Annotated in this window: 27 protein-coding genes and 1 tRNA gene; 14 read left to right on the plus strand and 14 right to left on the minus strand. The window is 59.4% G+C overall.

Translation table 11 applies throughout. The features are described from left to right. Positions 1–232 precede the first annotated feature (232 nt). The 5 genes from frdA to blc all read left to right on the plus strand — a co-directional run bounded on the left by frdA (position 233) and on the right by blc (position 4154). Complete coding sequence (gene frdA, locus ACMGF9_RS21905) at positions 233–2029, plus strand: fumarate reductase (quinol) flavoprotein subunit (RefSeq protein ID WP_015376381.1); 1797 nt, start codon at positions 233–235, stop codon at positions 2027–2029. Then, positions 2022–2756: a succinate dehydrogenase/fumarate reductase iron-sulfur subunit gene (locus tag ACMGF9_RS21910; RefSeq protein WP_004929676.1), complete on the plus strand. Its 735-nt coding sequence runs from the start codon at positions 2022–2024 to the stop codon at positions 2754–2756. Before frdA ends, ACMGF9_RS21910 begins: the two co-directional genes overlap by 8 nt. A 15-nt stretch (positions 2757–2771) precedes the next feature. Then, the gene (gene frdC, locus ACMGF9_RS21915; RefSeq protein ID WP_004929673.1) at positions 2772–3164 is read left to right on the plus strand and encodes a fumarate reductase subunit FrdC; all 393 of its coding nucleotides are present in this window, start codon (positions 2772–2774) and stop codon (positions 3162–3164) included. Positions 3165–3176: 12 nt separating this feature from the next. Beyond that, positions 3177–3536: a fumarate reductase subunit FrdD gene (frdD, locus tag ACMGF9_RS21920; RefSeq protein ID WP_004929672.1), complete on the plus strand. Its 360-nt coding sequence runs from the start codon at positions 3177–3179 to the stop codon at positions 3534–3536. 84 nt (positions 3537–3620) lie between these two features. After that, positions 3621–4154 carry an outer membrane lipoprotein Blc gene (blc, locus tag ACMGF9_RS21925; protein WP_015376378.1) on the plus strand — a complete coding sequence of 178 codons (534 nt, stop codon included), beginning with the start codon at positions 3621–3623 and terminating at the stop codon, positions 4152–4154. Here blc and sugE read toward each other — a convergent pair. The 4 genes from sugE to efp all read right to left on the minus strand — a co-directional run bounded on the left by sugE (position 4148) and on the right by efp (position 5678). Further along, the gene (sugE, locus tag ACMGF9_RS21930; protein ID WP_004929669.1) at positions 4148–4465 is read right to left on the minus strand and encodes a quaternary ammonium compound efflux SMR transporter SugE; all 318 of its coding nucleotides are present in this window, start codon (positions 4463–4465) and stop codon (positions 4148–4150) included. The genes blc and sugE overlap by 7 nt on opposite strands. Before the next feature lie 192 nt (positions 4466–4657). Beyond that, positions 4658–4789: an entericidin A/B family lipoprotein gene (locus tag ACMGF9_RS21935; RefSeq protein WP_004929668.1), complete on the minus strand. Its 132-nt coding sequence runs from the start codon at positions 4787–4789 to the stop codon at positions 4658–4660. Between the two features lie 120 nt (positions 4790–4909). Next, on the minus strand, positions 4910–5041 hold the full coding sequence (locus ACMGF9_RS21940) for an entericidin A/B family lipoprotein (protein ID WP_004929667.1): 132 nt from the start codon (positions 5039–5041) through the stop codon (positions 4910–4912). 70 nt (positions 5042–5111) lie between these two features. Further along, entirely contained in the window at positions 5112–5678 is a 567-nt protein-coding gene (gene efp / locus ACMGF9_RS21945; RefSeq protein ID WP_004929666.1) for an elongation factor P, read from the minus strand. A 42-nt stretch (positions 5679–5720) separates the two neighbouring features. Between efp and epmB the strand changes: the two genes are divergently transcribed. Next, positions 5721–6749 carry an EF-P beta-lysylation protein EpmB gene (gene epmB, locus ACMGF9_RS21950; RefSeq protein WP_004929665.1) on the plus strand — a complete coding sequence of 343 codons (1029 nt, stop codon included), beginning with the start codon at positions 5721–5723 and terminating at the stop codon, positions 6747–6749. An 87-nt stretch (positions 6750–6836) separates the two neighbouring features. Here epmB and ACMGF9_RS21955 read toward each other — a convergent pair whose 3' ends face one another. The 5 genes from ACMGF9_RS21955 to ACMGF9_RS21975 all read right to left on the minus strand — a co-directional run bounded on the left by ACMGF9_RS21955 (position 6837) and on the right by ACMGF9_RS21975 (position 11979). Then, a complete protein-coding gene (locus ACMGF9_RS21955; RefSeq protein ID WP_004929664.1) occupies positions 6837–7181 on the minus strand; it encodes a DUF4156 domain-containing protein in 345 nt (114 codons plus the stop codon). Between the two features lie 303 nt (positions 7182–7484). Next, positions 7485–9092, minus strand: coding sequence for a methyl-accepting chemotaxis protein (locus ACMGF9_RS21960; protein ID WP_414160417.1), 1608 nt, complete (start codon positions 9090–9092; stop codon positions 7485–7487). Between the two features lie 224 nt (positions 9093–9316). Then, positions 9317–10963, minus strand: coding sequence for a chaperonin GroEL (gene groL / locus ACMGF9_RS21965; RefSeq protein WP_004929662.1), 1647 nt, complete (start codon positions 10961–10963; stop codon positions 9317–9319). A gap of 44 nt (positions 10964–11007) precedes the next feature. Beyond that, entirely contained in the window at positions 11008–11301 is a 294-nt protein-coding gene (locus ACMGF9_RS21970; protein WP_004929661.1) for a co-chaperone GroES, read from the minus strand. A 189-nt stretch (positions 11302–11490) separates the two neighbouring features. Next, positions 11491–11979 carry an FxsA family protein gene (locus ACMGF9_RS21975; protein WP_414160418.1) on the minus strand — a complete coding sequence of 163 codons (489 nt, stop codon included), beginning with the start codon at positions 11977–11979 and terminating at the stop codon, positions 11491–11493. Positions 11980–12046: 67 nt separating this feature from the next. On the opposite strand from ACMGF9_RS21975, the gene ACMGF9_RS21980 reads away from it, so the two are divergent. From ACMGF9_RS21980 to ACMGF9_RS22010, 7 genes are all read left to right on the plus strand, one after another. Continuing rightward, positions 12047–12295 carry a hypothetical protein gene (locus ACMGF9_RS21980; RefSeq protein WP_197763682.1) on the plus strand — a complete coding sequence of 83 codons (249 nt, stop codon included), beginning with the start codon at positions 12047–12049 and terminating at the stop codon, positions 12293–12295. A 51-nt stretch (positions 12296–12346) separates the two neighbouring features. After that, entirely contained in the window at positions 12347–13783 is a 1437-nt protein-coding gene (gene aspA, locus ACMGF9_RS21985) for an aspartate ammonia-lyase (protein ID WP_004929659.1), read from the plus strand. A gap of 249 nt (positions 13784–14032) precedes the next feature. Next, entirely contained in the window at positions 14033–15334 is a 1302-nt protein-coding gene (locus ACMGF9_RS21990) for an anaerobic C4-dicarboxylate transporter (protein WP_118892531.1), read from the plus strand. A gap of 109 nt (positions 15335–15443) precedes the next feature. After that, positions 15444–15767 (plus strand): divalent cation tolerance protein CutA, encoded by a 324-nt coding sequence (gene cutA, locus ACMGF9_RS21995; protein WP_015376376.1) that lies wholly within the window; start codon positions 15444–15446, stop codon positions 15765–15767. Then, entirely contained in the window at positions 15743–17461 is a 1719-nt protein-coding gene (locus tag ACMGF9_RS22000; protein ID WP_414160419.1) for a protein-disulfide reductase DsbD, read from the plus strand. The genes cutA and ACMGF9_RS22000 overlap by 25 nt, the downstream gene beginning before the upstream one ends. A gap of 39 nt (positions 17462–17500) precedes the next feature. Beyond that, entirely contained in the window at positions 17501–18076 is a 576-nt protein-coding gene (dicD, locus tag ACMGF9_RS22005) for a division control transcriptional repressor DicD (protein WP_004929655.1), read from the plus strand. 160 nt (positions 18077–18236) lie between these two features. Next, a tRNA-Phe gene (locus ACMGF9_RS22010) sits at positions 18237–18312 on the plus strand. A 553-nt stretch (positions 18313–18865) separates the two neighbouring features. Here ACMGF9_RS22010 and ACMGF9_RS22015 read toward each other — a convergent pair. The 5 genes from ACMGF9_RS22015 to ACMGF9_RS22035 all read right to left on the minus strand — a co-directional run bounded on the left by ACMGF9_RS22015 (position 18866) and on the right by ACMGF9_RS22035 (position 22652). Continuing rightward, the gene (locus ACMGF9_RS22015) at positions 18866–19288 is read right to left on the minus strand and encodes a hypothetical protein (RefSeq protein ID WP_226883036.1); all 423 of its coding nucleotides are present in this window, start codon (positions 19286–19288) and stop codon (positions 18866–18868) included. A 119-nt stretch (positions 19289–19407) separates the two neighbouring features. Next, the gene (locus ACMGF9_RS22020) at positions 19408–19914 is read right to left on the minus strand and encodes a YbaK/prolyl-tRNA synthetase associated domain-containing protein (protein WP_172575081.1); all 507 of its coding nucleotides are present in this window, start codon (positions 19912–19914) and stop codon (positions 19408–19410) included. 26 nt (positions 19915–19940) lie between these two features. Beyond that, a complete protein-coding gene (locus ACMGF9_RS22025; protein WP_076740818.1) occupies positions 19941–20912 on the minus strand; it encodes a threo-3-hydroxy-L-aspartate ammonia-lyase in 972 nt (323 codons plus the stop codon). Positions 20913–20933: 21 nt separating this feature from the next. Further along, a complete protein-coding gene (locus tag ACMGF9_RS22030; RefSeq protein ID WP_046897895.1) occupies positions 20934–21323 on the minus strand; it encodes a RidA family protein in 390 nt (129 codons plus the stop codon). Positions 21324–21377: 54 nt separating this feature from the next. Beyond that, entirely contained in the window at positions 21378–22652 is a 1275-nt protein-coding gene (locus tag ACMGF9_RS22035) for a cation:dicarboxylate symporter family transporter (protein WP_414160420.1), read from the minus strand. 310 nt (positions 22653–22962) lie between these two features. Between ACMGF9_RS22035 and ACMGF9_RS22040 the strand changes: the two genes are divergently transcribed. Next, the gene (locus ACMGF9_RS22040; protein WP_015376368.1) at positions 22963–23589 is read left to right on the plus strand and encodes a transcriptional regulator; all 627 of its coding nucleotides are present in this window, start codon (positions 22963–22965) and stop codon (positions 23587–23589) included. The last annotated feature ends 1 nt before the right edge of the window (position 23590 follow it).

Raw genomic sequence — 23590 nt, forward strand, 5'->3', positions numbered from 1 at the left:
AAAAGGCAGGCAAGCCTGTTGGGCAAGCGTTAATCGACAAAACAATCGATCACATCAAATTTCGACTACTTAACTTTAGGTATAGTTAATTCCCCATTATTGGTGGGAGATATCTATCCTTAACCTTTAAGCAACATTAATCGGTTCAATTAGTTAGCACCCGAAGAGTTCGCTAAATTTTAAGCATAGATATTTAACTTGCCGTTCTTGATAAGAACATTGGAGGAATGCAGTGCAAACCTTTAACGCCGATCTTGCCATTATTGGGGCCGGGGGCGCTGGTTTACGTGCAGCAATAGCCGCAGCGGAAGCCAATCCCCAACTGAAAATCGCGCTGATCTCTAAGGTCTACCCGATGCGCAGCCACACGGTCGCCGCCGAGGGGGGCTCCGCCGCCGTCACTCAGGATCACGATACCTTTGACTACCACTTCCACGACACCGTCGCCGGCGGCGACTGGCTGTGCGAGCAGGACGTGGTCGATCACTTCGTGCATCAGTGTCCGCGCGAGATGACCCAGCTCGAACAATGGGGCTGCCCGTGGAGCCGCAAACCGGACGGTTCGGTCAACGTGCGGCGTTTCGGCGGCATGAAGATCGAACGCACCTGGTTCGCCGCCGACAAGACCGGCTTCCACATGCTGCACACCCTGTTCCAGACCTCGCTGAAATACCCGCAAATTCAACGCTTCGACGAGCACTTCGTACTGGATATCCTGGTGGATGACGGCCAGGCGCGCGGCCTGGTGGCGCTCAACATGATGGAAGGTACCCGCGTGCAGATCCGCGCCAACGCGGTGGTGATGGCCACCGGCGGCGCCGGGCGCGTTTACCGCTACAACACCAACGGCGGCATCGTCACCGGCGACGGCATGGGCATGGCGTTCCACCACGGCGTACCGCTGCGCGACATGGAGTTCGTGCAGTATCACCCGACCGGCCTGCCCGGTTCCGGCATCCTGATGACCGAGGGCTGCCGCGGCGAAGGCGGCATCCTGGTGAACAAGGATGGCTACCGCTACCTGCAAGACTACGGCATGGGCCCGGAAACCCCGCTGGGCGAGCCGAAGAACAAATACATGGAGCTGGGCCCGCGCGATAAAGTGTCCCAGGCCTTCTGGCACGAATGGCGCGCCGGCCGCACCATCGCCACCCCACGCGGCGACGTGGTCTACCTCGATCTGCGCCACCTGGGCGAGAAAAAGCTGCTGGAGCGGCTGCCGTTCATCTGTGAACTGGCCAAAGCCTACGTCGGCGTCGATCCGGTGAAGGATCCGATCCCGGTGCGCCCTACCGCGCACTACACCATGGGCGGCATTGAAACCGACCAGAACTGCGAAACTCGCATCAAGGGGCTGTTCGCGGTCGGCGAATGTTCCTCCGTCGGCCTGCACGGCGCCAACCGTCTCGGCTCCAACTCGCTGGCGGAACTGGTGGTATTCGGCCGCGTCGCCGGTGAGCACGCGGCGCGCCGCGCGCTGGAAACCGCGCCGGCCAACGGCGCCGCGCTGGATGCGCAAACCCGCGACGTCGAAACCCGCCTGGGCAACCTGATGAAGCAGGAAGGCAACGAAAACTGGGCGAAGATCCGCGACGAAATGGGGCTGTCGATGGAAGAAGGCTGCGGCATCTACCGCACGCCGGAGCTGATGCAAAAAACCATCGATAAGCTGGCCGAGCTGAAAGAGCGCTTCAAGCGCGTCAAAATCACCGACAACACCAGCGTGTTCAATACCGATCTGCTGTACACCATCGAGCTGGGCTACGGCCTGGACGTCGCCGAATGCATGGCGCACTCCGCATTTAACCGCAAAGAGTCGCGCGGCGCCCACCAGCGCCTGGACGAAGGCTGCACCGAGCGTGACGACGTCAACTTCCTCAAGCATACGCTGGCGTTCCACAACCCGCAGGGCGCACCGCGTCTCGAATACAGCGACGTGAAAATCACCAAGCTGCCGCCGGCCAAACGCGTCTACGGCGCAGAAGCCGAAGCGCAGGAGAAAAAGAATAAGGAGCAGGCAAATGGCTGAGATGCAAACCCTGAAGATCGACGTCATGCGCTATAACCCGGAAAGTGACGCCGAGCCGCATTTCGTCACTTACGCCGTGCCTTATGATGAACAGACCTCGCTGCTCGATGCGCTGGGCTACATCAAGGATAACCTGGCGCCGGATCTCTCCTACCGCTGGTCGTGCCGCATGGCGATCTGCGGCTCCTGCGGCATGATGGTCAACCGCGTGCCGAAGCTGGCGTGCAAAACCTTCCTGCGCGACTACGTCGGCGGCATGAAGGTCGAAGCGCTGGGCAACTTCCCGATCGAGCGCGATCTGGTGGTGGACATGACCCACTTCATCGAAAGCCTGGAGGCGATCAAACCGTACATCATCGGCAACGATCGCAAACCGGAGGATGGCCCGAACGTGCAGACCCCGGCGCAGATGGCCAAGTACCACCAGTTCTCCGGCTGCATCAACTGCGGCCTGTGCTACGCCGCGTGCCCGCAGTTCGGCCTCAACCCCGAGTTTATCGGCCCGGCGGCGATCACGCTGGCGCACCGCTATAACCTGGACAACCGCGACCACGGCAAGAAACAGCGCATGCCGCAGCTCAACGGCCAAAACGGCGTCTGGAGCTGCACCTTCGTCGGCTATTGCTCTGAAGTCTGCCCGAAACACGTCGATCCCGCCGCCGCCATCCAGCAGGGCAAGGTGGAGAGCGCCAAAGACTTCATGATCGCCATGCTGAAGCCGCAATAAGGGAGAAAAATTGCCATGACAACTCAACGTAAGCCCTATGTGCGCACCATGACGCCCACCTGGTGGCAAAAGCTCGGCTTCTACCGTTTCTACATGCTGCGCGAAGGCACCTCGGTGCTGGCGGTGTGGTTCAGCATCGTGCTGCTCTACGGCGTGTTTGCGCTGAAGGGCGGCGCCGAGAGCTGGGCCGGCTTCGTCGGTTTCTTGCAGAATCCGCTGGTGCTGTTGATCAACGTCGTCGCCCTGCTGGCGGCGGCGCTGCACACCAAAACTTGGTTCGATCTGGCGCCGAAGGCCGCCAATATCGTGGTCAACAGCGAGAAAATGGGGCCGGGCCCCATCGTGAAAGGGCTGTGGGCCGTCACCATCGTCGTCAGCGTGGTCATCCTGGCCGTGGCCCTGATCTAATCCGGAGGAAACATGATAAATCAAGCACCTAAACGTTCCGACGAGCCGGTTTTCTGGGGATTGTTCGGCGCCGGCGGTATGTGGGGGGCGATCGTCGCACCGGCCATCGTACTGCTGGTCGGCATTCTGCTGCCGCTGGGGCTGTTCCCCGGTGAGGCGCTGGGTTACGAGCGCGTGCTGGCGTTCTGCCAGAGCCTGATCGGCCGCCTATTCCTGCTGCTGATGATCATTCTGCCGCTGTGGTGCGGCCTGCACCGCATCCACCATGCGATGCACGATCTGAAGATCCACGTGCCGGCCGGCAAGTGGGTGTTCTACGGTCTGGCGGCGATCCTCAGCGTCGTCACCGTCATCGGCGTCGTCACGCTGTAAACCGCTCAGGCGGCCAACGCCCGTTGGCCGCCCTTTTCTCATCGGCTACACTGTCTACTCGCCCCCGGTAAACAGGAGTCACCGATGCGTTTATGGTCAAAGCTTAGCGTCATGCTTTCCGCCCTGCTCTCCGTCGCCTGCAGCGTCTCCCCGCCTAAAGACATCAAGGTCGTGACCCCTTTCGACAGCCAGCGCTATCTCGGCACCTGGTATGAGATTGCACGTCTGGATCATCGCTTCGAACGCGGTTTACAGCAGGTGACCGCCCACTACAGCCCGCGTGCCGACGGCGGACTGAAAGTCATCAATCGCGGCTTCAATCCGCAGAAACAGCAATGGCAAGAAAGCGAAGGCAAAGCCTACTTTATCGGTTCACCGCAGATCGCGGCGCTGAAAGTATCGTTCTTCGGCCCCTTCTACGGCGGCTACAACGTGATTGCCCTGGATCCGGCGTATCGCTACGCGCTGGTTTGCGGCCCGAACCGCGACTATCTGTGGATCCTGTCGCGCACGCCGACGCTTGACGCCGCCGTGCGCGACCGCTTATTGCAGACAGCCAAAGGCTACGGTTTCGCCACCGACAAGCTGATCTGGGTGCAGCAGTCCGCCGGTCAGTGACTGCTGAACTTCAGCCCGAGTATGCCGACCACGATCAGGCACAGGCTGATGATGCGCGCGATATTGGTCGATTCCCCCAACAGCACCATGCCCATGATGGCCGCGCCCACCGCGCCGATGCCGGTCCACACCGCGTAGGCGGTGCCGGCGGGCAGCGTTTTCATGGCGTTGGCCAACAGCAACATGCTGACCACCATCGCGGCGATGGTGATAATGCTCGGCGTCAGCCGGGTAAAACCGTGGGTGTATTTCAGACCGATAGCCCAAACCACTTCGAGCAAACCGGCGATAAGCAGAATAATCCAGGCCATGAGACGGCCTCCCTACCACTGGGGTCGTCCCCGATAAAATGACGCGTAAACGGGCCGTCCCGTTCAGCGAGGTGATGCATGACGGGTAACCTCACCCGCACTGCGGCAGGATAGCAGCAGCGTTAACGCTCAGGCAAGGGATAGAAATGTGGCGGCTCTCCGCAGCCGGAACGCCGCCGGGTGGAATGCGGATTATTCCGCGCTGCGCTGAATAGCCTTGCCGCCGGCCTGAATGTCTTCACCCACACCGCGGGTGGTATTGCAGGCGGTCAGCGAGCTCAAAATCATCAAAGAGAAGATCGCGATAATACTTTTCTTCAGCATAAGAAAGTCCTTATTTGTCGTTGATGAAAAAGTACGGCTTTCTAAGCGTAGTCAAAATTGACGGAGGGTGTGGGATCGTGACCGGCTTTGTGGCGCAAATACATCGGGTTAAAGGCGGGATCAGCTGGCCGTGCGGGAGATGGCGCCGCCGAGATGCTGAACGTCTTCGCCGAAACCGCGAAACGTATTGCAACTGCTGAGGGAGAAAAGGAACAACAGGGAGAGCACGGCCAACAGCGTTTTCTTGAACATGCGGATTTTCTGCCAACGAACGAGGATGGGATAAAACAGAGGAACCGCGGGGGTTCCTCTGTTTTGAAACTTACTTAACGCGAGAGACGTATTCGCCAGAGCGAGTGTCAACTTTGATCACTTCGCCGATCTGGACGAACAACGGCACTTTTACTACGGCGCCGGTGCTCAGGGTCGCCGGCTTGCCGCCAGTCCCTGCGGTATCGCCTTTCAGGCCAGGATCGGTATCGGTGATTTCCGCTTCGATGAAGTTCGGCGGCTGAACGGCGATTGGACGGCCATCCCACAGGGTGATGATGCACTCTGCGTTATCCTGCAGCCATTTGGCCGCGTCGCCGACGGTTTTGCCGTCAACCTGATGCTGTTCGAAAGACTCAGGGTGCATGAAGTGGTAGAACTCACCGTCGCTGTACAGGTAGTTCATGTTGGTGTCCATCACGTCTGCGCCTTCGCAAGAATCGGTAGACTTGAAGGTTTTTTCCACGCGGGTGCCGGTCAGCAGACGGCGCATTTTCACGCGTGCAAACGCCTGGCCTTTGCCCGGCTTAACGAACTCACTGGCTTCGACGGCGTAAGGTTCGCCCTCGAACATGATTTTAAGACCCGGACGGAAATCGTTGCTAGAATAAGTCGCCATGATGGCCCTCTGAATATTTGAACTGGTAGCTTAGCCAAAAAAATGGCACACATTATAACCCAAAGTACGGCACATAGAGAAGATTGGTTGCATCAACTCGCCGATGTTATTACCGATCCCGATGAATTACTGCAGCTTTTGTCACTGAATACGCACCCGGAACTGCCGCAGGGGCGCGATGCCCGCCGGCTGTTTGCCCTGCGCGTGCCGCGCGCCTTCGCTGCGCGCATGCGCCCCGGCGATGCCAACGACCCATTGCTGCGCCAGGTGCTGACCGCCAGAGAGGAGTTCATCAACGCCCCAGGGTTCACCACCGATCCACTCGATGAGCAGCGCAGCGTGGTGCCGGGCCTGCTGCACAAATACCGCAATCGCGCGCTGCTGCTGGTCAAAGGCGGCTGTGCGGTCAACTGCCGTTACTGCTTCCGCCGCCACTTCCCCTATCAGGATAATCAGGGCAACAAGAACAACTGGCGGCAGGCGCTGGATTATATCCGCCAACACCCGGAACTCGACGAGATCATTTTTTCCGGCGGCGATCCGCTGATGGCCAAAGACAGCGAGTTGGAGTGGCTGGTCGGCGAACTGGAGACCATCCCGCACCTGAAACGCCTGCGCATTCACACCCGTCTGCCGGTGGTGATCCCGGCGCGCATTACGCCGGCGCTGTGCCGCCTGCTGTCGGCCTCGCGCCTGCAGGTGCTGATGGTCACGCATATCAACCACGCCAACGAAATCGACCGCGAGCTGCAGAGCGCCATGGCTCAGCTGCGCCTCGCCGGCGTCACGCTGCTCAATCAAAGCGTGCTGCTGCGCGACGTCAACGATGACGCCGACACGCTGGCCGCGCTCAGCAACGCGCTGTTCGACGCCGGCATCCTGCCCTACTACATTCACGTGCTGGACAAGGTGCAGGGCGCGGCGCACTTCATGGTCAGCGACGATGAAGCGCGCGTCATCATGCAGGCGCTGCTGAGCAAGGTGTCCGGTTATCTGGTGCCGCGCCTGACGCGTGAAGTGGGCGGCGAACCGAGCAAAACACCGATCGACCTGCGCCTGATGCAGGAGTGATGCGCGCCACATGGCCTGATGGAACGAAAAGAGGAATGCCGTGGCATTCCTCTTTTTTATCTCTGTGCGGCGTTTGGCCTCAGCGCCTTACGGGCACTTGTAAACCTGGCCGACCATTTTGCTGTCCAGCGGCGCGAAGCTGGAGAGCAGGTTCTGGCTTGGGCTGTTGGCGCCGTAGATCACGTTGCCGCCCATTGCCGCCGCCTTGTTGCGCAGATCGTTGGCCGCACCGCGCATGGAGCTGCCCTCACCGCCGTTGCCGGACAGCCAGTTGCTCTGGGTGCCGGTCACTTCCCCCAGCAGCTGGCATTCCGCCGCCGGCTTGCTGTCGGTGAACTTGATCTGCTGACCCGCAGCGGTCAGTTCATGAGTGGTGCTGCAACCCGCCAGCAGCACCGCTGCCGAAAGACCCAGTAAGGCTTTAATCCGCATCTTGTTCCCCATTCGATGTTGAGAATTACGCAAAATCTTCTACCCGTCGCCTTTCAAGCTGTAGCGTTGTTGACTGCACTCGCTCACCCCAGTTACTTACTCAAGTAAGCGCCTGGGGACTCACGAGCTGGCCGCCTAGCTACAACTTGAAATTCATAGGGTATATCAGAAAGCGATGCCATCTCTTAAGCATCCGTTGCCGCGCGAGCGGGCCAACGTCTTGAGCGACAGCTGATGACTAACCAGTTTACCAGCTAAATCGCCCCGGGCGGCAAAAATATCATCAAATACAGAGCGGCGGCATTATACCCAGCCGGCACCGGCCGCCGAAGCCGACGCTTCCGGCTCTCCCGCCAGTTGGAATACCGCCACCGCCTGCGCCAGCAAGGCCGCCTGCTCCTCCACGCCGACGGCGGTGGTCGCCACCTCTTCCACCAGCGCGGCATTCTGCTGGGTTACCTGATCCATCTGGGTCACCGCCACCCCGACCTGCTCAACGCCCTTGCTTTGCTCTTGCGACGCGTACGAGATGTTATCCATTAGCGACGTCACCTGGTTCACCGAGCCGACGATGGCATTCATCGTCTCACCCGCCTGCTCCACCAGCCGCACGCCGGCGGCGATATCGCAGGTGACGCCGTCGACCAGGCTGCTGATCTCCTTGGCCGAAGTCGCGCAGCGCTGCGCCAGATTGCGCACTTCGCCGGCCACCACCGCAAAACCCCGCCCCTGCTCCCCGGCGCGCGCGGCCTCGACGGCGGCGTTCAGCGCCAGAATGTTGGTCTGGAAGGCGATGCCGTCGATCACGCTGGTAATATCCCCCACCTGACGCGCGCTGTCGTTGATCGCCCGCATCTTGTCGACCGCGCTGGCCATCAGCGTTTCGCCGTTGCGGGCAATGCCGGCGGTCTGATTGACCATCCCGGCGGCCTGGTTGGCGTTATCGGCGTTTTGCCGCACCGTAGCGGTGATCTGTTCCATGCTGGCGGCGGTTTCCGTCAGCGCGCTGGCCTGTTCTTCTGTGCGGCTGGAGAGATCGGCGTTGCCGACGGCGATCTCATGCGTGCCGTGGTTGATCGACTCCACGCCGTCACGCACCTGCTGCACGGTGGCGCTCAGCTCCTGCTGCATCGCCTGCAGGCTGGCGAACAGCATGCCAATCTCATCGTTGCTGCGCGCCACGATCTTGCTGCGCAGATCGCCACGCCCAACCTTTTGCAAATGTTCGGCAATCTGGCGCAGCGGCAGGATCAGGCGCCGGCGGAAATCACGCTGTACGGCGACCAGCAGCAGCAGGATCGCCGCCAGGGTGCCGCTCAGCAGGCGGGCGAACACTTTCTGAGTCTGCTCCGCCTCCTCCACCGCCAGACGGTGGGCGGCCACCGTGGCCCGCATGTAGTCGGCAAACTGGCCGTCCAACCGTTGGCGCACCTGACGCTTCTCGGCCGCCATGGCGTGCAGCCGTTCAATCAACGATGCCTGCGGCGTCTCGGCCAGCAGCGTCAACTCTTGCTTCAGCACTCTCTGCTGCGCCAGGTAGACCTTTTTCATCGCCTCGCCCAGCTCCGGGCGCGATACCGTCAGGCCCGGCGTATCCCAGAACAGATTGAAAGCGACATCGGCGCCGCGCAGCTCGCCGCGCGCCTCATCAATGCCCTGCTGAATATCGGCTCTGCTGGTCTGCGCCATACGCTCGAACGCCAGGTTGTCGATCAGCGTCTGCGTTTGCAGCAAGGAACGCCAGCTGCGGTTCAGCGCCGCTTCCTCGTCGGAGAAAGTGCTCATCCTGCCGATGCTGTTGCCGTTTTGCTGCATGAAATAGAAGGCGATGGCGCCGGTTCCCATGGGCATCAAGCCCAGCAGCAACAGCATCAACATCAACCAGGTGGCTATTTTCATATTTTTCAGCATAAGTCGTCTCCGTTGACAGTCACCCCGGCGGGGGAAAATTCCCCGCCCGGTAGGGGCTATATCGGTACGAAACGACAGCGGTTTAGGGCAAAAGCAAAATAATGCAATAATTCATTCAGTGAACTAATAACGCGCTAAACAAACATTCTTTTTATTGATTTTTAAGATAAAAAAACCCCGGTCGTTTGACCGGGGTTCTCAGCACACAAGCGTGTGGGGGATGATTACATCATGCCGCCCATACCGCCCATGCCACCCATGCCGCCTGCTGCGCCCAGATCCGGTGCGTCAGCCTTCGGCAGGTCGGTGACCATGCATTCGGTGGTGATCATCAGGCCAGCCACGGAAGCCGCGTACTGCAGAGCAGAACGGGTCACTTTGGTTGGATCCAGGATACCCATCGCGATCATGTCGCCGTATTCTTCAGAGTAAGCGTTGTAGCCGTAGCTGCCTTCGCCCGCTTTCACCTGGTTGGCGATAACGGAAGCTTCTTCACCGGCGTTAACCACGATCTGACGCAGAGGGGCTTCCATTGCGCGCAGCGCAACTTTGATACCCACGTTCTGGTCTTCGTTGTCGCCTTTCAGCGCGGCGATTTTTCCTGCAACGCGGATCAGCGCGACGCCGCCGCCGGCAACCACGCCTTCTTCCACTGCAGCGCGGGTGGCGTGCAGGGCGTCTTCAACGCGGGCTTTCTTCTCTTTCATTTCAACTTCAGTCGCTGCGCCAACCTTGATAACGGCAACGCCGCCGGCCAGTTTCGCTACGCGCTCCTGCAGTTTTTCACGATCGTAGTCAGAGGTCGCTTCTTCGATCTGCTGACGGATCTGAGCAACGCGGCCCTGGATGGTTGCTTCGTCGCCCACGCCATCGATGATGATGGTGGTGTCTTTGTTGATGACAACGCGTTTCGCCTGACCCAGGTCTTCCAGGGTGGCTTTTTCCAGCTCCAGACCGATCTCTTCAGAGATAACGGTACCGGCAGTCAGGGTCGCGATGTCCTGCAGCATGGCTTTACGACGGTCGCCGAAGCCAGGCGCCTTAACGGCAGCCACTTTCACGATGCCGCGCATGGTGTTGACCACCAGGGTCGCCAGCGCTTCACCTTCAACGTCTTCAGCGATGATCAGCAGCGGTTTGCCTGCTTTGGCAACGGCTTCCAGCACCGGCAGCATTTCGCGGATGTTGGAGATCTTCTTGTCAGCCAGCAGGATGAACGGACTTTCCAGCTCAACAGAACCGGTTTCCGGCTTGTTGATGAAGTATGGGGACAGGTAACCGCGGTCGAACTGCATACCTTCAACCACGTCCAGCTCGTCTTGCAGGCCGGTGCCTTCTTCAACGGTGATAACGCCTTCTTTGCCCACTTTCTCCATCGCTTCCGCGATCAGTTTACCCACGGTTTCGTCGGAGTTGGCGGAGATGGTGCCTACCTGAGCGATAGCTTTGGAATCGGAGCAAGGTACGGACAGTTTTTTCAGTTCTTCAACCGCAGCGACAACCGCTTTGTCGATGCCGCGCTTCAGATCCATCGGGTTCATGCCGGCAGCAACCGCTTTCAGGCCTTCGGTGATGATGGATTGAGCCAGTACGGTTGCCGTAGTGGTGCCGTCGCCCGCCGCGTCGTTCGCTTTGGAGGCCACTTCTTTCACCATCTGTGCGCCCATGTTCTCGAACTTGTCTTCCAGCTCGATTTCACGCGCAACGGAAACGCCGTCTTTGGTGATGGTCGGTGCGCCGAAAGATTTATCCAGCACTACGTTGCGGCCTTTCGGGCCCAGGGTCACTTTTACTGCATCAGCGAGAACATTCACGCCGCGGAGCATTTTCACGCGAGCGTCATTGCCGAATTTTACGTCTTTAGCTGCCATTGGTATTTCCCTTCAACTCGTTCAGTTCAGAAGATAAAGCGCAATTACGCTTCAACAATTGCCAGAATGTCGCTTTCGGACATGATCAACACTTCTTCATTGTCGATCTTCTCTGCTTTCACGCCGTAGCCGTCGTTGAAAATCACGATATCGCCAACTTTCACATCCAGCGGTTGGATGTTGCCGTTTTCCAGCACACGCCCTTTACCCACTGCAACCACTTCACCGCGAGTGGATTTACCCGCAGCAGAGCCAGTCAGGACGATGCCGCCAGCAGATTTTGATTCAACTTCTTTGCGCTTGACGATAACGCGGTCATGCAATGGACGAATACTCATTGAACGCTCTCCTGTAAGAAGGTCTCTATCAGATTTAGGGTTGTACACCGGATGGTTGTTATTACCGGCCTCGTGGCATTTGAGATGGGGGCGTTCCAGCCCCCTTCAAGGGGGCTAACGAAAAAAATTTCGCATTTTTGGTTCGGCGAGTGCCGCAGAGATGAAAAACGCGGCCTGGGCCGCGTTTGCTTAACGATCGTGAGGTTTGCGATCCTCGTCCGGGCGGTGTTCCAGCACCGGGCGCTCGTCGTGCTTACGCTGGAATTCGCCGTCAAAGGTGTTGCCATTGGCGGCGTCGCCGCCCGTCCAACCGCCGGGGCGATACACCGACAGATGCGGCATCAGCTTCAGCGTCAGCGATTTTTGCACCGGCGGCAGCAGCAGCAGCAGGCCGAGGAAGTCGGTGAAGAAGCCCGGAATCAGCAGCAGGAAGCCCGCCAGCACCAGCGAAACGCTTTTCACCATTTCCGCCGCCGGGCTTTCGCCGGCCGCCAGTTTTTGCTGCATCTGCACGAAAGTTTTCATGCCCTGATTGCGCACCAGCGAAATGCCGACGCAGGAGCTGAACACCACCAGCAACAGGGTGACAGCCACGCCGAGCACGGCGGCGACTTTGATAAAGATGGATATTTCTATGTAAGCCAGCAGAAATATCAGCAGTAGCGGTAACCAGCGCACCTGGTTCTCCTATCGGTAGGTAAAGCGCGGCCGCCACGGGGCGACGGCGCGAAAAAAGAGGCCGTAAATGGCCGACACCATTACAATGAGGGCATCCCCCCACCATTTCAACCGAGAGCCGGTTTTTATTGCTAAAGTTCACAAACGTGAAAGAAGTCACAGAACCGGAAAAGGGCATATCCTTAAACACCATAAGGTGATCTGGATTCAGTCATTTCTTATCAACCAGCATATGATCTGGGCAGCAACGGGCGATTTGGTTAATCGTTTCACGCCCCAAGCCTTCGGCAATATTAATTTAGGCTGTGCCCTTTAGCCTTGACCTGACAAATTATTAATTCGGCAGCAACACATAGAGAAGGTTCTCATGTCAAACAACATTCGTATCGAAGAAGACCTGTTAGGAACACGTGAAGTCCCCGCAGACGCTTACTACGGAGTTCACACTCTGCGTGCGATTGAAAACTTCTACATCAGCAACAGCAAAATCAGCGATGTCCCCGAGTTCGTTCGCGGCATGGTGATGGTGAAAAAGGCCGCGGCGATGGCCAACAAAGAACTCAAAACCATTCCGCGCAAAATCGCCGACGTGATCATCCAGGCCTGCGACGAGGTGCTGGATAAAGGCAAGTGCATGGATCAGTTCCCGGTGGACGTATTCCAGGGCGGCGCGGGCACCTCGCTGAACATGAACACCAACGAAGTGCTGGCGAACATTGGCCTGGAGCTGATGGGCCACCAAAAAGGCGAATACCAGTACCTGAATCCGAACGATCACCTCAATAAATGCCAGTCCACCAACGACGCCTACCCGACCGGGTTCCGCATCGCGGTGTACGCCTCCAACCAGAAACTGATCGACGCCATCAACCAGCTGCGCGAAGGCTTCGATCGCAAGGCGAAAGAGTTCGAAACCATCCTGAAAATGGGCCGCACCCAGCTGCAGGACGCGGTGCCGATGACCCTCGGCCAGGAATTCCACGCCTTCAGCGTGCTGCTGAACGAAGAGACCCGCAACCTGCACCGCACCGCGGAGCTGCTGCTGGAAGTGAACCTGGGCGCCACCGCCATCGGCACCGCGCTCAACACCCCGGAAGGCTACCAGCCGCTGGCGGTGCAAAAACTGGCGGAAGTCAGCGGCCTGCCGGTGGTGCCAGCGGAAGACCTGATCGAAGCCACCTCCGACTGCGGCGCCTACGTGATGGTGCACAGCGCGCTCAAACGCCTGGCGGTGAAACTGTCCAAAATCTGTAACGACCTGCGCCTGCTCTCCTCCGGCCCGCGCGCCGGCCTGAACGAAATCAACCTGCCGGAGCTGCAGGCGGGATCGTCCATCATGCCGGCCAAAGTGAACCCGGTGGTGCCGGAAGTGGTCAATCAGGTGTGTTTCAAGGTGATTGGCAACGACACTTGCGTTACCATGGCGGCCGAAGCGGGCCAGCTGCAGTTGAACGTGATGGAGCCGGTGATCGGCCAGGCGATGTTCGAGTCGATCCACATCCTGACCAACGCCTGCTACAACCTGCTGGAAAAATGCATTAACGGCATCACCGCGAATAAAGAAGTCTGCGAACACTACGTCTTCAACTCGATCGGTATCGTCACCTATCTGAACCCGTTCATCGGCCACCACAACGGTGACATCGTCGGGAAGATCTGCGCCGAAACCGGCAAGAGCGTGCGCGAAGTGGTGCTGGAACGCGGCCTGCTGACCGAAGCCGAGCTGGATGACATCTTCTCCGTGGAGAACCTGATGCACCCGGCCTATAAAGCCAAACGCTATACGGATGAAAATGAACAATAACAGACCTACCCGGTAGCCCTGAAAGGCACGCTAAATCCTCTGGATAGCGTGCCTTTTTACTTTTCGGCGCCCACAAAATTTTAACGTTTTATTTTCAATTTACACCCTAAATCATTGGGACTGCATCAAGGCGGCAAGAGCGCAAGTCCCCAGGAGCTTACTCTAGTAAGTGACTGGGGTGAGTGCTCGCAGCCAACACCGATGCAGTTTCAAGGATGACGGGAAATCTCATTTTAAGGAGTAAACACTATGCTAGCCGTAGAATTGGTTATCGTTCTGCTGGCCATCTTTTTAGGGGCCAGGTTGGGCGGTATCGGTATCGGGTTCGCGGGGGGGTTGGGCGTTCTGGTCCTGGCGCTGATCGGCGTCAAGCCGGGCAGCATCCCTTTCGACGTGATTTCCATCATCATGGCGGTGATCGCGGCGATCTCCGCGATGCAGGTCGCCGGGGGGATGGACTACCTGGTGCAGCAGACCGAAAAGCTGCTGCGCAAGAACCCCAAACATATCACCATTCTCGCCCCTATCGTCACCTACTTCCTGACCATCTTCGCCGGCACCGGCAACATCTCGCTCTCGGCGCTGCCAGTGATCGCCGAAGTGGCGAAAGAACAGGGCATCAAGCCTTGCCGGCCGCTGTCGACCGCCGTGGTCTCCGCCCAGATCGCCATCACCGCCTCGCCGATTTCCGCCGCGGTGGTGTACATGTCTTCGGTGATGGAAGGCCACGGCGTCAGCTACCTGCACCTGCTGATGGTGGTGATCCCGTCCACCTTCTGCGCCGTGCTGGTGATGTCGCTGCTGGTGACCTGGCTGTTCGACTCCAAGCTGTCTAACGATCCGGTCTACCTGAAACGCCTGGAAGAAGGCCTGATCACCCTGCGCGGCAACAACGCGCTGGCGATCAAACCGCGCGCCAAAGCCTCGGTGCTGCTGTTCCTGCTGGGCGTGCTGTGCGTGGTCGCCTACGCCATCATCAACAGCCCGGGCCTGGGCCTGGTGGCCAAGCCGCTGATGAACACCACCAACGCCATCCTGATCATCATGCTGAGCGTCGCCACGCTGACCACCCTGCTGTGCCGCGTCGACACCGACATGGTGCTGAACTCCAGCACCTTCAAGGCCGGCATGAGCGCCTGTATCTGTATCCTCGGCGTCGCCTGGCTGGGCGATACTTTCGTGCAGGCCAACATCGACTGGATCAAAGAGACGGCCGGCAGCGTCATTCAGGCGCACCCGTGGCTGCTGGCGGTGATCTTCTTCTTCTGCTCGGCGCTGCTGTACTCGCAGGCCGCCACCGCCAAGGCGCTGATGCCGATGGCGCTGGCGCTGAACGTGTCGCCGCTGACCGCCGTCGCCTCCTTCGCCGCCGTTTCCGGCCTGTTCATCCTGCCGACCTACCCGACGCTGGTCGCCGCGGTGCAGATGGACGATACCGGCACCACGCGCATCGGCCGCTTCGTGTTCAACCATCCGTTCTTCATTCCCGGCACCATGGGCGTGATTTTCGCGGTGGTATTCGGCTTCCTGCTCGGCAGCGTCATGCTGTAACGCTTCGACCGGGGCTGCGGCCCCGGTTTTCCTTTTGGCGATAAACTCGCCTTCTAGCCAATCCGCCTTCAGGGTATAGTGCCCATTCGAACCGATGAGAGGGCTGAAGATGTCTGATTGCGAAGCTGTCGTCATACTCTGTACCGCACCCGATGAAGCCAGCGCCCAGGAACTGGCAGCGCGGGTCCTGGGCGATAAGCTGGCGGCCTGCGCCACGCTGCTGCCCGGCGCCACCTCGCTGTATTACTGGGAAGGGAAACTGGAACAGGAATACGAGGTGCAGATGCTGTTCAAAAGCGATCGCCGCCGTCAGCAGGCCCTGCTCGACACCCTGAAACAACATCACCCCTACCAGACGCCCGAGCTGCTGGTATTGCCGGTGATGGCCGGAGATAAAGACTACCTGTCATGGATCAACGCTTCATTAAACTGATTTTGCTGCTGTGCAGCCTGTTCTTCCTGCCGCAGGCGGCGCAGGCTTCGCTGTTCGCACCGACGGGCGGCAGCCAGTTCGTGCCCGTCGATCGGGCCTTCGCTTTCGATTTCAAACAGCAAGGCAACCAGGTAACGCTGAACTGGCAGATCCGCCCCGGCTATTACCTGTATCGTCAGCAGATCAAACTGGTGCCCCAGCAGGCGACGCTTGGCGCCTTTACCCTGCCGGAAGGATTGAGCCACAAGGACGAGTTCTTCGGCGAAGTCGCCATCTTCAAGCAGCAGCTTAATCTGCAGGTGCCTCTGCAACAGGCGGCGGCCAACGCCAGCCTCAGCGTCACCTATCAGGGCTGCGCCGAGGCCGGTTTCTGCTATCCGCCGGAAACCCGGGTGATCCCGCTGGATGCCGTCAGCGCAAACGCTGCCGCCCCGCTCCCGGCCGCTGCACCGGCTGAAGCGCCCGCCGCACCGGCCAGCCTGCCGTTTTCGCCGCTGTGGGCGCTGCTGATCGGCATCGGCATCGCCTTCACGCCGTGCGTGCTGCCGATGTACCCGCTGATCTCCGGCATCATTCTCGGCCATGACCGGCCACAAAGCAGCGGCCGCATTCTGGCGCTGGCGGTGGTTTACGTGCAGGGCATGGCGCTCACCTACACCCTGCTGGGCTTGGTGGTGGCCGCCGCCGGCCTGCAGTTCCAGGCGGCGCTGCAACATCCTTATGTCTTGATCGGCCTGTCGGTGCTGTTCATCGCCCTGGCGCTGTCGATGTTCGGCCTCTATTCCCTGCAGCTGCCTTCCGCACTGCAAACCCGGCTGGCTAACTGGAGCAACACCCAGCGCGGCGGCTCGCTGACCGGCGTGTTCCTGATGGGCGCCCTGGCCGGGCTGATTTGCTCGCCCTGCACCACCGCGCCGCTCAGCGCCATCCTGCTGTATATCGCCCAGAGCGGCAATCTGTGGGCCGGCGGCGGCACGCTGTACCTGTACGCGCTGGGGATGGGCATTCCGCTGGTGATCGTCACCCTGTTCGGCAACCGCCTGCTGCCGCGCAGCGGCCCGTGGATGCAATACGTGAAAGAGGCCTTCGGCTTCGTCATTCTGGCGCTGCCGGTGTTCCTGCTGGAGCGAGTGATCGGCGATCTGTGGGGCATGCGTTTATGGAGCCTGCTCGGCCTGGCGTTCTTCGGTTGGGCCTTCGCCCTGAGCCTGAGAAGCGCGCGCGGCTGGGCTCGCGCCCTGCAACTGCTGCTGCTGGCAGCGGCGGTGATCGCCGCACGGCCGCTGCAGGACTGGGCTTTCGGCGCCGACCAGGCGCAGCAGGCCGCTCAGCCACACCTGGCCTTTACCCGCATCAACAACGTCGAACAGCTCGATCTGGCGCTGCAACAGGCACGCGGCAAGCCGGTGATGCTCGATCTGTACGCCGACTGGTGCGTAGCCTGTAAAGAGTTCGAGAAATACACCTTCAGCGATGCGGCGGTGCAGGCGAGCCTGGCCAACGCAGTGCTGCTGCAGGCGGACGTGACCGCCAACAGCGCGGAACAGGCTGCGCTGCTGAAGCATCTGCAGGTGCTGGGGCTGCCGACGATCCTGTTCTTCGATCCGGCGGGCCAGGAACTGACGGCGCAGCGGGTCACCGGTTTTATGAAGGCGGAAGCCTTCAACGCGCATTTGCAGAAAGTGATGCGATAACTGACACTGAAGATCGGAAGCGAATGGGAGGAAGCACAAGTGCAACGTGAACACGTCCTTGATACCGCGCTGGGCCTGTTGGAACAACAGGGCCTGGCGACCGCCACATTAGAGATGCTGGCGGAAAAACTCGACGTTCAGCCCGGCGATCTCAAACGGTTCTGGCCGGATCGCGAAGCGCTGCTGTACGACTGCCTGCGCTACCACGGCCAACAGATTGACACCTGGCGCCGCCAGCTGCTGCTGGACGAAAGCCTGAGCCCGCAGCAAAAACTGCTGGCGCGCTATGACGTGCTGGCGGAATACGTGCAGCAAGACCGCTACCCCGGCTGCCTGTTTATCGCCGCCTGCAGTTTCTTCCCGGAAACGGATCATCCGATCCACCAACTGGCGGAGCAACAGAAGCTGACCTCGCTGGAGCTGACCCGCGAACTGCTGCGCGACATGGACGCCGACGACGCCGACATGGTGGCGCAGCAAATGGAGCTGATTCAGGAAGGTTGCCTGAGCAAACTGCTGGTAAAACGCCAGCTCCAGGACGTATCGGTCGCCAAACGGCTGGCGGAAGACATCTTGCAGGTGGCGCAGTGCCGCCGCAACGGGGCGCTGAGCTGAATCGGCAGGGTTGGCAGCGCCACCAACCCGAGGTGATAGCCCCAACAGGCGCATTTTTTGCGCCCTTTGCCTGAAAAGCCAGCAACCGGAGGCATTTTCGCGTCTTTCACGCATAAAGCCGTTGACGGCTATCGGCCAATACGGTTTAATGCTGCCCGTTGCCCGGATAGCTCAGTCGGTAGAGCAGGGGATTGAAAATCCCCGTGTCCTTGGTTCGATTCCGAGTCCGGGCACCATATTCAGAAGAACCCGCCTATGGCGGGTTTTTCGCTTTCTGGGGTACGGACTCTCCATCGAACTGCGTTCGATTATTCGGCCAGAGGCCTCACCCTGCGGGCCAGCGCTGAAGCGCTGTTCAACGCGGCGCCAGCGCCGGTTGTCCGAGTCCGGTCGCCCTATTCAGAAGAACCCGCCTATGGCTGGGTTTTTCGCTTTCTGGGATACGGACTCTCCATCGAACTGCGTTCGATTATTCGGCCAAAGGCCTCACCCTGCGGGCCAGCGCTAAAGCGCTGTTCAACGCGGCGCCAGCGCCGGTTGTCCGAGTCCGGTCGCCCTATTCAGAAGAACCCGCCTATGGCGGGTTTTTCGCTTTCTGAGATACGGACTCTCCATCGAACTGCGTTCGATTATTCGGCCAGAGGCCTCACCCTGCGGGCCAGCGCTGAAGCGCTGTTCAACGCGGCGCCAGCGCCGGTTGTCCGAGTCCGGTCGCCCTATTCAGAAGAACCCGCCTATGGCGGGTTTTTCGCTTTCTGGGGTACGGACTCTCCATCGAACTGCGTTCAATTATTCGGTCTTCCGCTTCCTCGGTGGGATCAGCCCAATCAGCGCCAGCACACAGGATTTGGCGGCTAATACCAGATTGAGATGCCCGGGGAAAGCGACGTTGATAAACCAAAAGGCCAGGAAGATCGCCAGAGAAACCGGCCAGGCGAGCACGAAGAACCGGGTATCGCATAACCGCTGGGCGCAAAACAGCAGCGTCAGCACGATCGCCAACACGCCGAAAGGAAGATACAGAATCAGCCTCAGGTAAGGGGCGATGACATCGGCGAACGATACGTTATTGATGACGGAAATCGTCAACTTCTGAAAAAATAACGTATCACGATTATAAATCTCTAAAAGATTTAGCCACGCAAAGCTGAACCCTATCGTTAACGACATCCATACTGCGTATTCTTTGCGGGATAGGGGATTGGTGATCAAACTCAGTCTCTCGTTCAGCCAGCGGTTCCGAACAAAGGATATAGCATAACAACGCTGAACCGGCGGTAAACGGCGGTTCAGCGTTGTTGTTCAACTCGTCCGAACAGACGATCTTTTTCTCACTCCGTCATTGTCTCCGTACGCGCAAAATGAATAAACTCAGGCGCCGCAATACGCAGATAATCCTGCGCATTGAGCACCACGGAGCGTTGCAGATCGCCGGCGTTAAACGCAATGTCATCGTAACGGTCAAACAGCTCCGGATCGGCGACCAGCCTGAGCTGCGGGTGGAAGCTGAACGGCGGGATCGCCCCCGGCACGCAGGCCGTCAGGGTCGTGATTTCCGCCGGGCTGACCAACGATGCCTTTTTACCGCCCAACTCGGCCGCCAACCGCTGCAGATCCGCCTGACGGTCCGCCGCCAGCACCGCCAAAATGTAATGCTTGGCGCCGTCGATGCGCGTTTGGCAGACCAGTGCCTTGGCGCCCTGCCCCTGTTCGGTGCCGCGCAGCGCCGCCACCGCTTCGCAGCGCCCCTCCGCCGGATGTTCTATCACCCGGAATGCGGCCTCTCCGGCGCTCAGCAACGCCACGACCTGCTCAAATACCGTCTTGTCTGTCACCATGGTTCTCTCTCGTCACCTGCCTGGTTCTATTGACCTGCCAGCAACTCGCCGTAGCGGCGAATGTCGACGTTGCCACCGCTGATGATCACACCGACGCGTTTTCCCCGCAGCATCGATTTATGCGCGCAGGCGGCGGCGAATCCCAGGCAGCCGGTTGGCTCCACCACCATTTTCATTCGTTCGGCGAAAAAGCGCATGGCGCTAATCAGCTCATCGTCGGTCACCGTCAGAATGTCGTCAACGTCCCGGCGGATAATAGGGAAAGTATATTGGCCCAGGTGCTGCGTCTGCGCGCCATCGGCGAGGGTCTGCGGCGTCTCAATGTGAACGATGCGGCCGGTACGGAATGATTGCTGCCCGTCATTGCCCGCCACAGGCTCTACGCCATAGACTCGGCAACCCGGCGACAGCCGGCGCGCGGCGAGCGCAGAACCGGCCAGCAACCCGCCGCCGCCCAGACAAACGAACAGCGCGTCCAGTTCGCCAACCTCGTCGAACAGCTCTTTAGCTGCGGTGCCCTGCCCGGCGATCACCTGCGGATGATCGTAAGGCGGGATCAGCGTTAATCCCTGTTGCTGCGCCAGATCCCGGCCGATCTGCTCGCGATCTTCATGATAACGGTTGTACTCCACCACTTTGCCGCCATAGCCGCGCGTCGCAGCCACTTTGGCCGCCGGCGCGTCGTGCGGCATGACGATCGTGGCGGGAATGTCGAGCAGCCGGGCAGCCAGCGCGATCGCCTGCGCATGATTGCCGGAAGAAAAGGCCACGACCCCGGCCTTGCGCTGCGCCGGAGAAAACTGCAGCAAAGCATTCATCGCACCGCGAAATTTAAAGGCGCCCATGCGCTGCAGGTTCTCGCATTTGAAAAATATGCTGGCGCCGAAATCGTCGTCAACCGTGCGTGAAGTCTGCACCGGCGTGCGGTGAGTATAATCATTGATGCGCGCGGCGGCGGCGGCCACGTCGTCATAAACGGGTAAAATCAAATCGGTCATAGCGTTACCTGTCAGTAAGGGTTAAAGGGCGGCCAACGCGACAGCTTCCACTTCCACGGCGGCGCCATAATGCAGTTGCGATACGCCGGCCACCGCGCGCGCAGGGCGAAACTCGCCGATCCATTCGGCATACAGCGCATTGAAGGTCGGCCACAAATCGATATCCGTCAGATAGACGCGCACCTGAACCAGCTGCGCGCGGCCGACGCCGGCCCCTGCCAGGCAGGCATCCAGATTGTCCAGCACCTGACGGACTTGCCGCGCGAAAGGTTCGTCGGCAAGACTCTCACCGGAAAAGGCGATCGGCAATTGACCAGAGATATAGACCGTCCCATTGGCCGTACAGCTGGGCGAATAATGACCGGCGGGAGGAAAGCCGCCGGCGGCGTTGTAAACCACATCATGCTTCATATTTAATCCTTGCACAGGTTCGAAAAGCCCTGCGGAAACGGCGCAGGGCGGCATTCAGACGGGTTTGCGCGCAGCCGCTTCAGGCAGCCTCGCCTGAAAACCCACACGTTCTTTCTGCCAGTAAGAAATCGCCATGGTCGCCACGCCGTTGCCGGCCACGTTGGTCAACGTACGCATGGTATCCATCAAGCGATCCACGCCGAGAATCAGTGCCAGCCCCTCCATCGGTATCTCTGGAAACATCAACAGCGAAGCGGACAGCGTGACGAAAGCGCCGCCCGTCACGCCGGCTACGCCTTTCGAGGTCAATAGAAACACCATCAATAGACCGGCCTGTTGCGCCAGGCTCAGCTCCAAACCGGCGGCCTGAGCGATAAACAGCGCCGCTAACGTCATGTAGATTGAAGAGCCGTCCAGATTCAAGGAGTAACCGGTCGGCACGACAAAACCGACGGTGGCTTTACTGCAGCCGACCGATTCAAGTTTTTTCATCAGGCCAGGCAAGGCGGCTTCCGATGAGGTGGTGGTAAAGGCGATGATCAGCTCTTCCCTGATGAGTTTTAAGAAACTGAACAGGCTAAAACGGGTCAACCAGGCCACCACGGAAAACACCACCACAATGAGGAACAGACACCCCAGATAGACCAGCCCCACCAATTTCATCACCGGCATCAGCGCGCCGATGCCGTATTTGCCCAGCATGAACGCCGCCGCGCCAAATACGCCAACGGGCGCCAGCTTGAGGATGATATTGACCACTTTGAAGGTGGCGACGGTCAGCAGATTCACCAAATCAACCACCGGCTTGCTTTTATCGCCCATCGCGTACAGCGCATAGCCAAACAGCAGAGCCACCAACAAGATTTGCAGCATGATGCCGCCGGCCAACGCATCAACCACCGTTTTCGGGATGATGCTCATCACGAAATCCATGCCTTGCAGGGGCTCCGCCGGTTTAAGCGCCGTGGCGGCATCGGCATGCAAGACCAGCCCCTTGCCCGGCTCAAACAGATTGCCCATCGCCAGGCCGATCAGCAGCGCCAACGTGCTGACCACTTCGAAATAACAGACCGAGATCATGCCCAGGCGGCCAACGCCGGCACCGCGTTTAACCTGCGCAAAACCGGCTACCACGGTGAGAAACACAATCAGGCCGGCCACCATTTTGATCAGTTTGACGAAGGCCGCCGCCAGCGGATTGAGCTGAGCGCCGATTTGCGGCCACAACAGGCCCAGCGCGCCACCGGCCGCCAGCCCTACCACCAACTGAAAGGTCAACGTGTAATAAAAAGGTTTTCGTGCAGAACCGACGACTGAAGTCGCAGACATTATTGTTCTCCATGCCCTTGCGGGCCGTTGAAGCTAGCGCTGAAAAACCTCGGTGTGTGCGATACGGCTTTTAACGCACGAACATTGTCATATTTAAAACAAATAATCCAAAATTAGAAAATAAGTCCAGTAATGATGTTATATACCTGCGCGACGGCCAAATGCCAATCGGGAAGTGCAGAATTGGGAGCAAGATCATTTTTAGTGCCGCCAGGCGCCAGATGAAAACCGCCGTGCGCCGCACTTGTGGTATGTTCTTCATCTGGCTCGAAATGAGCCAACGCCGCCAAGAAAGTGATCGGAGTGCCCTATGCCTGAAGTGCCGGAAAACCTGTTGTTATCCCAGTTGAATGTGATTGCCGAGGGGCTGAGCGCCACCTTCGCGCCGTTTTGCGAGGTGGTGGTTCACGATCTGCAAAATCCCGAACACGCCATTTTGGCGATCCACAACAACCTGTCCGGACGAGAAGTCGGCCAAGCGGCGACGGAACTTGGCCTGGCTCGCATCGCTTCGGCGGAGTTTCCCAGCGTGATCGCCAACTACGGCAACCAGTTCGCCGATGGCCGCCCGGCGAAAAGCACCTCGATCGGCATCAAGAATGCGCAGGGCGACTACGTCGCCGCACTCTGTTTGAACGTTGATATGACGCTGTTCCGCGGCATGCAAAACGCGCTGGCGCAGTTCACGCAAACGGCGGCCGGCGCGGTGACGGAACACCTGGAGCCCAGCGGCGCGGAGGCCATCCGCAACCGTATCGATCGCTTCGCCGCACGCCACGCCACCACGCCGCGCGCGCTGAAAACGCCGGAGAGAAAGCGGTTGATTCAGGAACTGAGGGAGCAAGGCCTGCTCGAGGTGAAAAAGGCGATGGAGATTGTGGCGCAGCACCTCGGCGTTTCCCGCGCTTCGGTGTATCTCTACGCCAAGGAAGAGTGAA

The sequence above is a fragment of the Serratia sp. BNK-23 genome (assembly GCF_047456145.1).
Classification (GTDB): domain Bacteria; phylum Pseudomonadota; class Gammaproteobacteria; order Enterobacterales; family Enterobacteriaceae; genus Serratia; species Serratia nematodiphila.

What these genes read in the sequence shown, in the direction of transcription:
- ACMGF9_RS21910 (WP_004929676.1), top strand. Translation starts at nt 2,022, where the DNA reads ATGGCTGAGATGCAAACCCTGAAGATCGACGTCATGCGCTATAACCCG.
- frdC (WP_004929673.1), top strand. Translation starts at nt 2,772, where the DNA reads ATGACAACTCAACGTAAGCCCTATGTGCGCACCATGACGCCCACCTGG.
- frdD (WP_004929672.1), top strand. Translation starts at nt 3,177, where the DNA reads ATGATAAATCAAGCACCTAAACGTTCCGACGAGCCGGTTTTCTGGGGA.
- blc (WP_015376378.1), top strand. Translation starts at nt 3,621, where the DNA reads ATGCGTTTATGGTCAAAGCTTAGCGTCATGCTTTCCGCCCTGCTCTCC.
- sugE (WP_004929669.1), bottom strand. Translation starts at nt 4,465, where the DNA reads ATGGCCTGGATTATTCTGCTTATCGCCGGTTTGCTCGAAGTGGTTTGG.
- ACMGF9_RS21935 (WP_004929668.1), bottom strand. Translation starts at nt 4,789, where the DNA reads ATGCTGAAGAAAAGTATTATCGCGATCTTCTCTTTGATGATTTTGAGC.
- ACMGF9_RS21940 (WP_004929667.1), bottom strand. Translation starts at nt 5,041, where the DNA reads ATGTTCAAGAAAACGCTGTTGGCCGTGCTCTCCCTGTTGTTCCTTTTC.
- efp (WP_004929666.1), bottom strand. Translation starts at nt 5,678, where the DNA reads ATGGCGACTTATTCTAGCAACGATTTCCGTCCGGGTCTTAAAATCATG.
- epmB (WP_004929665.1), top strand. Translation starts at nt 5,721, where the DNA reads ATGGCACACATTATAACCCAAAGTACGGCACATAGAGAAGATTGGTTG.
- ACMGF9_RS21955 (WP_004929664.1), bottom strand. Translation starts at nt 7,181, where the DNA reads ATGCGGATTAAAGCCTTACTGGGTCTTTCGGCAGCGGTGCTGCTGGCG.
- ACMGF9_RS21960 (WP_414160417.1), bottom strand. Translation starts at nt 9,092, where the DNA reads ATGCTGAAAAATATGAAAATAGCCACCTGGTTGATGTTGATGCTGTTG.
- groL (WP_004929662.1), bottom strand. Translation starts at nt 10,963, where the DNA reads ATGGCAGCTAAAGACGTAAAATTCGGCAATGACGCTCGCGTGAAAATG.
- ACMGF9_RS21970 (WP_004929661.1), bottom strand. Translation starts at nt 11,301, where the DNA reads ATGAGTATTCGTCCATTGCATGACCGCGTTATCGTCAAGCGCAAAGAA.
- ACMGF9_RS21980 (WP_197763682.1), top strand. Translation starts at nt 12,047, where the DNA reads ATGGCCGACACCATTACAATGAGGGCATCCCCCCACCATTTCAACCGA.
- aspA (WP_004929659.1), top strand. Translation starts at nt 12,347, where the DNA reads ATGTCAAACAACATTCGTATCGAAGAAGACCTGTTAGGAACACGTGAA.
- ACMGF9_RS21990 (WP_118892531.1), top strand. Translation starts at nt 14,033, where the DNA reads ATGCTAGCCGTAGAATTGGTTATCGTTCTGCTGGCCATCTTTTTAGGG.
- cutA (WP_015376376.1), top strand. Translation starts at nt 15,444, where the DNA reads ATGTCTGATTGCGAAGCTGTCGTCATACTCTGTACCGCACCCGATGAA.
- ACMGF9_RS22000 (WP_414160419.1), top strand. Translation starts at nt 15,743, where the DNA reads ATGGATCAACGCTTCATTAAACTGATTTTGCTGCTGTGCAGCCTGTTC.
- ACMGF9_RS22020 (WP_172575081.1), bottom strand. Translation starts at nt 19,914, where the DNA reads ATGGTGACAGACAAGACGGTATTTGAGCAGGTCGTGGCGTTGCTGAGC.
- ACMGF9_RS22025 (WP_076740818.1), bottom strand. Translation starts at nt 20,912, where the DNA reads ATGACCGATTTGATTTTACCCGTTTATGACGACGTGGCCGCCGCCGCC.
- ACMGF9_RS22030 (WP_046897895.1), bottom strand. Translation starts at nt 21,323, where the DNA reads ATGAAGCATGATGTGGTTTACAACGCCGCCGGCGGCTTTCCTCCCGCC.
- ACMGF9_RS22035 (WP_414160420.1), bottom strand. Translation starts at nt 22,652, where the DNA reads ATGTCTGCGACTTCAGTCGTCGGTTCTGCACGAAAACCTTTTTATTAC.
- ACMGF9_RS22040 (WP_015376368.1), top strand. Translation starts at nt 22,963, where the DNA reads ATGCCTGAAGTGCCGGAAAACCTGTTGTTATCCCAGTTGAATGTGATT.